The organism is Fibrobacter sp. UWB2, from assembly GCF_002210425.1.
Lineage (GTDB): Bacteria > Fibrobacterota > Fibrobacteria > Fibrobacterales > Fibrobacteraceae > Fibrobacter > Fibrobacter elongatus.
In genome coordinates, this window is sequence record NZ_MWQK01000001.1 from 25,385 (window position 1) to 36,338 (window position 10,954).

Genomic DNA, 10,954 nt, shown 5'->3' on the forward strand with positions numbered 1-10,954 from the left:
TTTTCATCAGAAGTTAAAAAAAGTGCCGCTTTTGTGCGGCACTTTTTGCATTCTTACATTCCTAAAATGCTGCTGACGATTAAGGAAATGAGTCCGAACAGCATCGCAAATTTTGTAAATCGCTGAGCACGACTGTAGTCTTGGCTGCTTGCGCTTATAAGGGATATTGCAAAACACGGCGTAAGCGACAAGGCTGTTAGTGCAAGGAAAACCGGCGGGTAATTGTGCTTGAATAGTTTGTCTAAGAAGAAGACTGGAATCGGGAGCGAAATCCATGTGAAGATGATGATGTCACCCGCGAGCCTTCTAGCAACCTTTTCGCCTGCGATAAGCGGAAAAGTCATAATGCCCGCCTTTTCATCTCCGGGCATGTCTTCTAAGTCCTTGTAGATTTCTCGAGCAACGGTGAGTAAGAATGCAAAGGGAATTGCGGGGATGATGGCCCACATTTTTTCTTCAGGGTAATCATGCCAAGAAAAGTTGAAGAAGTGTTGCACGGCGTACAGTAACGGGGTGGTGCAAAGGAATGCGACCGTAATGTTTTTGAGTGCGGGGGAATGCTTGAGCTTGCGGTTGTAGGCAACGAGCAAGGCGCAAAGCAATATGAAGAACCACATCGGGAATGACAAGATGACAGCGCCCATCCAGCCGAAGTCAAGAGCGTGTTCTGGGTCCTTGACGACTTCCATGAATCGGACGTTTTGGATGATGCTATCGCCAATTCCGCAGAGAAGTGCGGTAACGGCTAAAATGTAGCAGGCAATGCGGGCCGTTTTGATAGAAACCTTGCCGGTCACGAGCGGTCGGTTGGGACGGTTAAGCTTGTCGCTTTCTAAATCGAGGTAGTCGTTTTGGATGTTGGCAAATCCGATAGCTGAGGCAAACCCGAGTATTTGTAGAATGAGAACAGGGGTGGTTGGGTTGTGCTGTATCAAGGCGTAGCCCACGATAAGGGTGATTATGGCAATCACGATGTTTATGGGACGCGTCATCTTAAAAAGCGTAAAAAGCGTAGAAATCATGGATTTTCCCTTCGATAACAACTGAATAATAGACAAAAAATACGTTTGTGAAAAGAGCTTTTCTTTAAAATGGCTCAAATTAGGTGAAAAAACTAATTTCTATCTTTACACTATGCCTTTTTTTACGAAGAGTAATTTGGAAGATTTGAGAAAGGAAGCCGAACAGCTTTCTATTTGCGTCGAGCATTTTCTGTATGCCTCGGAACATATTCCCGAAAGTGACTGGAAAACGAAAGGTTTTTACGACAATTGCATCGAAAAGTGCAATGGCCGCCTGAAGGCGATTCATTTTTTGATGGAATCGATTCGCCGCGGACGCCCTGTGACTGAAGAGGAATTGGAAGAGGCTCGGGAGCTCGAAGACGAAAAACTTTCTAAATTGAAAAAAGATGCGAAATAACGATTTTGATTCCGACGAAAATGAAACTCCATTGAAGAGTGTACGCACGTCACGGCGCGAACACAGAAGCCGCCGTATCGATGTAATGCGTGAATTGGAATCGGGAGTCGTTGATGAACGCCCAATCAAGGAGCGTTTCAGTCGCGAATTTAAAAAGGCAAAAATCAAGCGCATCAAGAATCCGGTCGAAAACATCGGTGAAGAAAATTGCGTGGAAGGGCTTGTGCTCGAAGTCCACCGCCGCACCTGCGAAGTGCGATTAAACAAGAAGGAGGTGCCCCCCCGGAATAAATCCGGGGTGACAGAAGGCGGGCATGACAACCTTCCTACTTCCGACTTCCTACCGTCTACAGTAACAGCTATGTACCGTGCAACGACGTCCAAGACGCTTGGGGAATTCCCGGCCGTGGGCGACCGCGTCTTGCTCGGGCTTGTGAATGATGCCGATGACGAAGGTGATGGAGTCGGTTCGCAGAAGTATTGCGTTGTGCGAGTGCTCCCGCGAAAGAGCGAACTCAAGCGCCCGGGCCCGCGCGATAGCTTCTACAAACAGCAGACACTTGCCGCAAATATCGACCAGGTCGTGATTGTTGCGAGCGTGACGCAACCGGAATTCAACTACGGGTTCATGGACCGCTTTTTGCTTGCCGCAAACTTGAACGATTTGCCGTTTGTGCTCGTGCTCACCAAGATGGACTTGTTGCCGAATGGCGAAGCGGACCTATCGACGGATATTCGCGACTTCATGAAAATCGTGGACAAGGTGATTCCCGTGAGCGTTAAAAGCGGGAATGGCCTCGAAGTTTTGCGCAATGAACTCGTCGGAAAGTCCTCTGTCTTTAGTGGTATGAGCGGGGTTGGCAAGTCTACGCTCATCAACGAGCTCGTTCCGCATGCCGAACTGCGCACGGGAGATGTCCGCGAACGCGATGGCAAGGGTCGCCATACAACGACTTCTTCGAGCTTGTTTGATTTCCCGGGTGGCGGTTACGTCATTGATACGCCGGGGATTCGCAGCATTGGCCTTATGGATATGGAACCGGAAACGCTTGCAAAGATTTTTCCGGGATTCTTCGAAGATGACTTGTTTACATGCAAGTTTAGCAACTGTAAGCACCTCAAGGAACCGGGCTGTGCCGTGCGTGCCGCTGTCGAATCGGGCAAAATTTCCGAAGCCCGCTATGCTAGTTACGTGAGAATTTTGAATTCAGGGAAATAGATTTATGTCGAATTATGTTGTAAAAATAGCGCTCATTGCATCGATTATCCTGATGGGTTCAAATATTTCCGAGTTTTTGGCGAACTTTAAGACTGCAAGCGAAAAAATTGGTGAATTGTTGAGCATGGCCAAGGCAAATTCTGCAACGGAAGCTGAATTGCGTAGATCTAATATTATTCTTTCGTGCATCCTTTCTGTGGTCTATGTGGCTTTGGTCTATTTTTCGGATATCGTTATCTGGATTGTTGCTTTAGTTGTCTTGAAATTGCTTTTTACATTGCTCGTTTCTGATAAACTGCTCATCCATGTTTTGCGTGAAGGTTCGCTTTCTAAAAAAGGGTATCTGGTCTCAAAATTTGATGCTCTTTTTAACGCTGTTATGGGACTTGCCTTTGCCATAATTCTGGTATTTTAAGATGAAAAAGAATCCTTTTAATTTTGTAAAGTGTGCCGTTGTAGCCTTGGTTTTTGCGCTTTGTGGAGCTTCATCTTCTTTTGCGCAAGTGGGCTCGGGGGCGACTGCTTTTAATCCGCTTGGCGGGGTTTCTGCAGGTGCGGGGACAAGCATGCGCTGGCCGTTATTCTTGGGCGGAACTTTTGGGCTTGGCTCTGGAGCGGGTGTTGGCGATGGTAATGGCGTCGGCATTTGCCAAATCAAGCCGTTGATTGGTGCATGGATGCCAGGCCTTGCCTTTGTTCGCTTGGGGTATGGCTTTTCGAGCTACGAAGAAAAGGATGATGATGGCAACAAGAACGAAGTTGAAAGTTCGGATTTTAGCGTTGACTTGGGTGTGCATCTCCTCAGTGAATTTTTCGTGAAAGGTTCTTATTCTCGTGTGGACGCGCTTAGCGAAAAAGGCGATGTCGCATGGAATGAATGGAGCGTTGGCTTTGGTACGTTCTGGGTTGTATTCTCGAGGACTTTCCTGACGCTCGATATTGGTTACCATTGGGTACTTGAACATTATGACCCGTTGATTGATAGGGATGTTTCGGGTGGACGTTGGCAGATGAATCTTGGATTCTCTGTGTTTGTCTATTAATTTGTAATTATTGTGAGTTGCGTAATGAAGAATGTTGCTGTTTTGGGTGGTGCTTTTGATCCGGTCCATAAAGACCACATGCGTGTGGCAAGAACTTGCCTGGACCGTGGTTTCTGTGATGAAGTTTGGTTTATGCCGAGTCCCGACCGTTGGGATAAGCAACTGAATGCTTCGCCAGAAGACCGCTTTGCAATGCTCGAACTTGCATTCTCTGGCGATAAGCGCTTGTTCCTTTCGGATCTAGAAATCCAGCAGGGCGATTACCGCGGCTCGTACGTGTTCTTGATGAGCCTCAAGGAAAAATTCCCAGATATCAATTTCCGCTTGCTCACGGGTGCCGATACTTACGAAGGCATTCCGCATTGGCGCGATCCCTTGAATTTTTACGGCACGAACTACAACGGCCATTTGCTGCTCCGCGATATTGAACTGATTGTCTTTGCCCGCAATGGTTATCCACAGCCGGATATGGAACAACATAAGCGCAACGGTTACGCTCCGCTGTACTGGCTTGGTCCGGAACAGGGCTTTAACGGCGTTTATTCGAGTACTGCCATCCGCAGGTCGCTTTTGCTGAACCGGGGTGTGTGCCCGCAGGGGCTGGAACAATCTGTTTACGATTACATCATCAAACACGATTTGTACAGGGAATAAAATGGGCAAGGCTCCGTCAGATATGTTCTTTGAAAGCGAAGTGCGCCCTGAATACGAAGGCCGCCTTTTGCTCGATTCTCTTTGCGACCGTTTCACATACCACAGCCGTGAAGACTGGATAGACCGCCTGACGCGCGGACTCGTGACGATTAACGGTGCAACAGCCAATGTAGAGACTGTAGCGCATCGCGGCGACAAGGTCGTTTACCATGTTGAAAACTACAGCGAACCCGAAGTCCCGACTGATTTTGAAACGGTCTTTGAAGATGATGAATTTATTCTAGTCGCAAAGCCGGCTGGCGTGCCTGTACACCATACGGGCCGCATTTTCTACAACACGTTTGCTGCAATCATCCGTCGCGAATTCGATTCCGAGACGGCAACGCCGATGCATCGATTGGACCGCGATACGGGCGGACTTATCTTGTTTGCAAGGTATGGCGAAACGGCTGCACGTTTCCAGAAAAATCTGGACCGCATTTTGCTCCGCAAGTTCTACCTTGCGGTCGTGCGTGGAAAATTCCCAGAAGGCGAAGTGGAATGCCACATGCCTTTGCGAGAAGACCCGGAAGACCCGATTCGCTTGCGCATGCACCACCGTGTTGATGGCAAGGAATGCTTTACGCGCTTTAAGCTCGTGCGCCATTTGGATTGCCCGGAAATTGCACCGGAACTTTCGCTTGTCGAGGCGGAGCTCATTACGGGACGTAAGCACCAGATTCGTGCGCACCTCGCTGAAATGGGTTACCCGATCGTGGGGGACCGCCTGTATTACCGCGATGGTGAATTTTACCAGAAACTCGCGCAGGGCGGAGAACTCACCGACGAAGATATCAAGGTGCTTGGCGCTCACAACCAGATGCTTTTTGCGTACAAGGTCGAACTCCAGCTCCCGTACTGGAAAGAACCCCGCACCTTCGAAAGCCACGCGTACCCCGCTGATATGGCAAAACTCCTCGCAGAATAACGCAAAAACGCGAAAAAATGCGTTTTTTGCGCCGTTTTTACATAAAAATTGAATCAGTGCGTGAATTTTTGGCGCACTTCTTTGTATTTTATGCACATGAAATTTTCATTCCTTCCTAAAGTATTGTTGTGTCTGGGGCTTTCTGGCGTTTTTGCCGTTGCCCAAGAAACGGTAGAAAGCGTTCGTCGCCAAATCAAGACGGTCGAGGCCGAAACCGCTCGCGAAAAATCTATGCACGAAGCCGAAAAGAAGCGCCATGCCGAATTCGTTGAAGTCGGTCGCAAAAAGGTGCAGAACCTCTCGGCCCAGAACAAGTCCTTGAAAGCCGAAATCGACTCGCTCAAGGTCGAACTCAAGAAAATTTCAGCGGCCCGCTCCAAGACGAATGGCTCGATCCGCTATTTCGAAAACCGCAAGACGAAGTACGCCGATTCTCTTGCGACGGTCATCGATTCTCTCGTGCCGTTCTTTGAATCGGATTTCCCGTACCGCACGGACGAAGCAGTCAAGAACATCCAGGAAATCGCAAGCATGTTGCACAAGGGCCTGATAGAAACGGACGATGCTTTGAACCGCACGATGGAAGTCTTTTACGACCGCATCCGCCTGGGTTACACCACCGAAGTTTGGAAGGGCTTTTTGCAGGTGGACGCTCGCAACGTGGCTGGAACGTATTTGCGCTATGGTGCAGTCGCCTCGATTTTCGTCAGCAATGACGGTAACGATGTTTTGTTCCTCACTCGTAACGGTCTCGGCTACTCCTGGAAGAACGTCTCCGAAGACCTCACGATGCGCACGGTCCTCAAGGACGTGATGAAGGTCGCCGAAGGCAAGACTGCTCCAAGACTTGTGACTATCCCAGTATCTTTCCCGAAGGAGGCTAACTAATGAGCTTCCGTAATTTTACCGCTTTTGTATTTGCCGCGAGCCTCGTGGCGCTCACGCCGACTGCAACACTTGCTCAGCAGAACACGACTGTCGATGCTGTCAAGAAGCGTGCAGAACTCAACAGCGCGAAGGCTGATCTCGAAGAAGCCCGCCGCAAGCGCGACATGGCTGTCGCCGCCCGCTGGAAGGACCGCGAAACGTTCAACAAGGAACGTGAACTCTTCAATGAAAAGTATCAGCTCGGCAAGGAACGCGTGGACGCTTTGATGTCCGAACGCACCCGCTTGCTCGAAGACGTGCGCGTGGCTCGCGAAGACTTGGCACAGGTCAAGCTCCAGGCCGAAAAGGCACGTGCCGAATACCTCTCGCTCGCCGCTGGTCCGGAACGCTTGGAAATGCTTGCCAAGTTCCAGGAACAGGGCGTGCCGTTCAAGGTTGCCGATCGCGTCGAAGCGCAGAATAAGGTCAAGAAAGAGATGGGGCTCTACCGCGATGACCCGCTCCGCATTGCCCGTGCGATGCTTGACGTCGCCAAGAAAGAAATGAAGTTTACGCGTGAAGTCCGCACTGAAAAGGCTGACCTCATGTTCGGTAGCTCGGTTGCCGAAGGCGACCGCATGCGCTTGGGCGGCCTCTTTGCCATGCAGATGGCGAAGGTCACCGACATCAACGGTTTCCATCCGTCGGCTTTGATGCTCCCGGTGGCAGGCGAAAAGAAGCGCGTCTATAGCTGGCAAGAAAATCTTTCTCCCGAAACGCGCAAGGACGTGGCGAAGGCTTTTGCTGGTGCGAATGATTCCGCTTTCGTGATGGTGCCGGTCGATGTGCTCCTCAGCACCGAACTTTCGAGCGAACTGGCTAACCACCAGGAAACCACGTGGAAAGAAGACTTTGCTGAATTCTTCCATAACGGCGGCATCCTGATGTACCCGATTGCAATGCTCTTTATCCTTGGCCTTATCATCTTCCTCGTGCGCCTCGTTTGGCTCCTCATCCTTGGCTTTGGTGGCCGTGGTGCCCGCAATGCGGCTAAGGCTCTCGCTAATCGCGACCTTCGACTTGCTACGGCTGAATCCCAGAGTGCTCATGGCGAAGTGGGCAAGGTGTTGCGCTCCGTGCTTGGCAAGAATTTCAAGGACCGTGCGAGTGCCGAAAAGTCTCTCGAAGTCCTATTCGCAGGCGAAGTGCCAAAGCTCGAAATGGGCCTCAGCTGGATTTCCGTGTTTGCATCGACGGCTCCGCTCCTCGGCCTTTTGGGTACCGTTATGGGGATGATTGAACTTTTCAATGTCATTACCATGCACGGCACGAGCGACCCGAAACTTTTGGCTGGCGGTATTTCCATTGCCCTTGTGACGACGGAAGCTGGCCTTATCGTGGCTATCCCGCTCCAGCTCTTGCACACGCTCCTCGTGAACATCTCGGATTCTGTCCGTACCCGCATGGAAAAGACGGGCCTTGCCGTCCTCAACGCTATCTGGATTAAGGAAAAGTAATGGACGAATATTCCGTCATCGAAGCGACCATGAGCATCCTGCTGCGCGGCGGCTGGGTGTTGCTCCCGCTATTCATGATTGGGTGGCTGGGCTGGTTCTTGATGTTTGAACGATACGGCTATTATTTTATGCTGAAAGGCACTTCGACTTCGAAGTTCTTCAAGGATTTGGACACGGTGGGTGAGGAGGCTGCATTTGCAAAACTCCGCAAGCGCCGTTTTGGCTACTTCTTGGCTTTGGTCGAAAACGTGCGGAAGTACCGTAAAGATGGTCCTGTGGCTGTACGCAATGCGATGCTCGCGACGCGTCATGAACTGGACGTGAGCCTTTCCAAGTCGCTCAAGACGATTGTGACTTGTGCCTCGATTGCACCGCTTCTCGGACTTTTGGGAACGGTATCCGGCATGGTGCATACGTTCGAGACAATTAAGCAATTTGGCTTTGGGAACCCGGTGCTTTTGGCCGATGGCATTTCCGAAGCGCTCCTCACGACGCAGGCGGGCTTGCTTGTTGCGTTCCCGTTGATGCTCGTTTATAACTATCTCGAAAGTCGAGTAGATTCTATTGGTGATTTTGCCTGGGGCGAAGCGCTCAAGTTCGAAGAACGTTGCTTTGCCAAGGAGGTTGAATGAGTTTTATCCGTAAACGTTCGAGAAGCGGTGGAGGCATTGATGTCTCTCCGATGCTCGATATGGTGTTCATCCTTTTGATCTTCTTCATCGTGACTTCGACATTCACGCGTGAAACCGGCGTGGATGTGACGAAGCCGAAGGCGAGTACCGCAAAGGAACTCGCTAAGGAAAGCATTTTGATTGGTGTCACCCGTCAGGGGACCATCCACATCAACGAGACGCAGGTGAACCTCTCGACTTTGCAGACCGTGCTCCGCCAGATGATGGCCGAAGCGCCGGATCGCCCGGTGATTATCGTGAGCGACCGCGATGCCCCCAACGGTGTTGTTGTTGATATCCTCGATGAATGTAATTTGGCGAAGGTGAGAAAAGTCTCCATTTCCGCGAATAAGGAGGAGTAGCTCTCGCTCTCATGCTTGACTTTTGTGCGAAATATTTCCGATTCCCGGTGGCGTTTGTGCTCTCGTTTGTCGTGGGCGCTGTGTTCTTCCTTGCGATCCCGGTCATCAACGTGTTATTCTTCGATAAAGGCGTGAAGTCTGAAAAAGTTCTCGAAGAAGTGACCGAGGTTGAAGTTCTCGTGAGTGAGAAAAAGCCCGAAGTGAAGCAGAAGGTCATCCGTACGGTGGCAACTCCGAATACGTTCAAGGTTTCGGCGCACATGGGCGTTTCTCGCAGCCAGAATTTCCAGATGGATTTGTCGCTTGCTCGCGGTGCTGCTGGCGATGGCGTTGCCGTAGATGCTGGCTCGATGGAAAACGTAATTTACGAGGCTGGTGAAGTGGATGAACAGGCGCAAGTGTTGCGTGAAATCCAGCCGAAGTTCCCGGAACGCGCCAAGAAAATGGGCGTTTCGGGTTACGTGAAAGTATTTATTGTGATTGATGTGAACGGTGACGTGGCTCAGGCTCAGGTGCTGACGCAGGACCCGGCAGGATACGGCTTTGATATCGAAGCGCTCAAGGCTATTCGCCAGTGGAAGTTCTCCCCGGCTCAGTTACGCGGCTTCCCAGTAGCACAAAAAGCTACAAAGGAGTTCCGTTTTGTCAAGTAATTTTAATTACAAATTTGGGAACTCTTTGAGTAATGCTACCCGTACCGCATGCGGGCGGGGCCCCAGCTCGGAGTTGCGAAGGCCGCACGGGCCCCTCCCTGCACCCTCCCCATCCTTGGCCGACGCGAATGTAGTGATGAAAAGTTTATCTCAGAAAGGAATGTTTTTTATTAAGAAACACATCTTTCTTTCTGTGCTTTGCTTCTTGCTGTTTTTGCCGTTGAATGTTTTTGCTGCTGATGATTTCTTCTTCAAGGCGAACGAACTTTACGACCAGGGGCGTTACAAGGAATCGGTGAAGTATTACCGTGCTGCGATTGACGATGGCCGTTACGAGCCGTTCGCATGGTTCAACTTGGGCAATGCCCTTGTGCAGCTCGGCAAAAAAGAAGTCGCGATGGTGGCTTACAAGCGCACTGTCGAACTGCTCCCGGATTTTGTGAAGGCTTGGATGCTTCTTGGCGATTTGTATTACCTCGCTGAATCTCCGAGCGATGCGATTGTCGCCTACAACCGTGCGATTGAACTCGGGACGGAAACGGACCACATCCATTTTGCACTTGCGGAATGTTATATGAAGGGTAGCGACTGGACGCTTGCGCAAAAGCATTTTGAACGTGCGCTGGCGCTAAACCCGGACCGCATGGATGCTTGGTACGGCCTTGCCGAAGTCTATGAAAAACTGGGCGATTACGAATATGCAGTGAAGACGCTCAAGAATGCGCTCCAGATGACAGCGACCGCTGGCGCCGACGTGCATTACACGCTCTCGTATTACTACCGCAGCATGGATTCTACGCGGCTCGCTCTCAATGAAATGGAAAACGGCATCATGATGGATCCTGAAAACGTTTCCGCTCGCCGCTATCTCGCGCAGATGTATGTCAAGAATGAATCCCCGTGGATGGCTATTTTCACGCTCGAAGAAGGCCTCCGCCACAAGAAGGGAATTGCGGATTTGAATCTCGACTTGGGACAAATTTACTTTACGCAAAAGCGCTACGACGAAGCATTTGAATGTTACATGAAAGCTTGGCGTGCAGGCAATTCTCAAGGCCGCATCGGAGCAGAAAACGTCGGCCACATCTTCTCGAACGCTGGCGACACCGAAAAAGCTGAATCCCTCTACGCCCGCATCCGTAACAAAAAGTGACGTCTTACTACTTTGTAGTCCCTAGTAACTCATCCCATAATTTTTTATTGGGCGTTGTATCAATGTAATTACCGCGCTGTGGATGAATCTTGCCACTGTACACATCAATTTTGATACGCCCGAATTTATCGATGGTTACATCTTTTCGATGAATATCATAGTGGTTTACTAATGTATGTACTCTATACAAATCATCGTCAATTTTTTCGATTGATTTGGCGGTGCGCATGAGTATACCTTTTGCAGATAAGATGTAAGCGATTAATAGAAAAAACGTAAAAATGGCAAATGCGTCATGAGCATTTTTGAATGGACTGTTAAAAACAACAACAGCCGTATAGGTTATTATTGAAATAAAAATTGTAGTCCATACAGCGAATATAATCCATACGATTTTCAGTACGCTAGACTTCATCTTTAACATGA

Annotated in this window: 14 protein-coding genes; 12 read left to right on the plus strand and 2 right to left on the minus strand. The window is 49.9% G+C overall.

What is annotated here, in order from left to right; genetic code table 11:
* Positions 1–53 precede the first annotated feature (53 nt).
* Entirely contained in the window at positions 54–1,022 is a 969-nt protein-coding gene (locus B7982_RS00125) for a geranylgeranylglycerol-phosphate geranylgeranyltransferase (RefSeq protein WP_088659033.1), read from the minus strand.
* A 136-nt stretch (positions 1,023–1,158) separates the two neighbouring features.
* Here B7982_RS00125 and B7982_RS00130 point away from each other — a divergent pair, with 136 nt between their 5' ends.
* The 12 genes from B7982_RS00130 (at position 1,159) to B7982_RS00185 (ending at position 10,528) form a co-directional block, all read left to right on the plus strand.
* A complete protein-coding gene (locus B7982_RS00130; protein ID WP_088629177.1) occupies positions 1,159–1,422 on the plus strand; it encodes a hypothetical protein in 264 nt (87 codons plus the stop codon).
* A complete protein-coding gene (gene rsgA / locus B7982_RS00135) occupies positions 1,412–2,641 on the plus strand; it encodes a ribosome small subunit-dependent GTPase A (RefSeq protein ID WP_088659034.1) in 1,230 nt (409 codons plus the stop codon). The genes B7982_RS00130 and rsgA overlap by 11 nt, the downstream gene beginning before the upstream one ends.
* Positions 2,642–2,645: 4 nt before the next feature.
* Complete coding sequence (locus B7982_RS00140; RefSeq protein ID WP_088659035.1) at positions 2,646–3,056, plus strand: hypothetical protein; 411 nt, start codon at positions 2,646–2,648, stop codon at positions 3,054–3,056.
* A 1-nt stretch (position 3,057) separates the two neighbouring features.
* Complete coding sequence (locus tag B7982_RS00145) at positions 3,058–3,684, plus strand: hypothetical protein (protein ID WP_088659036.1); 627 nt, start codon at positions 3,058–3,060, stop codon at positions 3,682–3,684.
* A gap of 24 nt (positions 3,685–3,708) precedes the next feature.
* Positions 3,709–4,338: a nicotinate-nicotinamide nucleotide adenylyltransferase gene (locus B7982_RS00150; protein ID WP_073424498.1), complete on the plus strand. Its 630-nt coding sequence runs from the start codon at positions 3,709–3,711 to the stop codon at positions 4,336–4,338.
* A gap of 1 nt (position 4,339) precedes the next feature.
* Entirely contained in the window at positions 4,340–5,305 is a 966-nt protein-coding gene (locus B7982_RS00155; protein ID WP_088659037.1) for an RluA family pseudouridine synthase, read from the plus strand.
* A gap of 96 nt (positions 5,306–5,401) precedes the next feature.
* Positions 5,402–6,193 (plus strand): DUF3450 family protein, encoded by a 792-nt coding sequence (locus tag B7982_RS00160; RefSeq protein WP_233138284.1) that lies wholly within the window; start codon positions 5,402–5,404, stop codon positions 6,191–6,193.
* A complete protein-coding gene (locus tag B7982_RS00165; RefSeq protein WP_233138285.1) occupies positions 6,193–7,689 on the plus strand; it encodes a MotA/TolQ/ExbB proton channel family protein in 1,497 nt (498 codons plus the stop codon). Before B7982_RS00160 ends, B7982_RS00165 begins: the two co-directional genes overlap by 1 nt.
* Positions 7,689–8,321, plus strand: coding sequence for a MotA/TolQ/ExbB proton channel family protein (locus tag B7982_RS00170; RefSeq protein WP_088659038.1), 633 nt, complete (start codon positions 7,689–7,691; stop codon positions 8,319–8,321). The genes B7982_RS00165 and B7982_RS00170 overlap by 1 nt, the downstream gene beginning before the upstream one ends.
* A complete protein-coding gene (locus B7982_RS00175) occupies positions 8,318–8,722 on the plus strand; it encodes a biopolymer transporter ExbD (RefSeq protein ID WP_012819885.1) in 405 nt (134 codons plus the stop codon). Before B7982_RS00170 ends, B7982_RS00175 begins: the two co-directional genes overlap by 4 nt.
* An 11-nt stretch (positions 8,723–8,733) precedes the next feature.
* On the plus strand, positions 8,734–9,375 hold the full coding sequence (locus B7982_RS00180; protein WP_012819884.1) for an energy transducer TonB: 642 nt from the start codon (positions 8,734–8,736) through the stop codon (positions 9,373–9,375).
* A gap of 214 nt (positions 9,376–9,589) precedes the next feature.
* Positions 9,590–10,528 (plus strand): lipopolysaccharide assembly protein LapB, encoded by a 939-nt coding sequence (locus B7982_RS00185; protein ID WP_233138286.1) that lies wholly within the window; start codon positions 9,590–9,592, stop codon positions 10,526–10,528.
* A 7-nt stretch (positions 10,529–10,535) separates the two neighbouring features.
* Here B7982_RS00185 and B7982_RS00190 read toward each other — a convergent pair whose 3' ends face one another.
* Complete coding sequence (locus B7982_RS00190) at positions 10,536–10,952, minus strand: OSTA/TMEM184 family protein (protein WP_088659039.1); 417 nt, start codon at positions 10,950–10,952, stop codon at positions 10,536–10,538.
* Between the last annotated feature and the right edge of the window lie 2 nt (positions 10,953–10,954).

What these genes read in the sequence shown, in the direction of transcription:
- B7982_RS00150 (WP_073424498.1), top strand. Translation starts at nt 3,709, where the DNA reads ATGAAGAATGTTGCTGTTTTGGGTGGTGCTTTTGATCCGGTCCATAAA.
- B7982_RS00170 (WP_088659038.1), top strand. Translation starts at nt 7,689, where the DNA reads ATGGACGAATATTCCGTCATCGAAGCGACCATGAGCATCCTGCTGCGC.
- B7982_RS00160 (WP_233138284.1), top strand. Translation starts at nt 5,402, where the DNA reads ATGAAATTTTCATTCCTTCCTAAAGTATTGTTGTGTCTGGGGCTTTCT.
- B7982_RS00125 (WP_088659033.1), bottom strand. Translation starts at nt 1,022, where the DNA reads ATGATTTCTACGCTTTTTACGCTTTTTAAGATGACGCGTCCCATAAAC.
- rsgA (WP_088659034.1), top strand. Translation starts at nt 1,412, where the DNA reads ATGCGAAATAACGATTTTGATTCCGACGAAAATGAAACTCCATTGAAG.
- B7982_RS00165 (WP_233138285.1), top strand. Translation starts at nt 6,193, where the DNA reads ATGAGCTTCCGTAATTTTACCGCTTTTGTATTTGCCGCGAGCCTCGTG.
- B7982_RS00155 (WP_088659037.1), top strand. Translation starts at nt 4,340, where the DNA reads ATGGGCAAGGCTCCGTCAGATATGTTCTTTGAAAGCGAAGTGCGCCCT.
- B7982_RS00140 (WP_088659035.1), top strand. Translation starts at nt 2,646, where the DNA reads ATGTCGAATTATGTTGTAAAAATAGCGCTCATTGCATCGATTATCCTG.
- B7982_RS00145 (WP_088659036.1), top strand. Translation starts at nt 3,058, where the DNA reads ATGAAAAAGAATCCTTTTAATTTTGTAAAGTGTGCCGTTGTAGCCTTG.
- B7982_RS00190 (WP_088659039.1), bottom strand. Translation starts at nt 10,952, where the DNA reads ATGTTAAAGATGAAGTCTAGCGTACTGAAAATCGTATGGATTATATTC.
- B7982_RS00175 (WP_012819885.1), top strand. Translation starts at nt 8,318, where the DNA reads ATGAGTTTTATCCGTAAACGTTCGAGAAGCGGTGGAGGCATTGATGTC.
- B7982_RS00180 (WP_012819884.1), top strand. Translation starts at nt 8,734, where the DNA reads ATGCTTGACTTTTGTGCGAAATATTTCCGATTCCCGGTGGCGTTTGTG.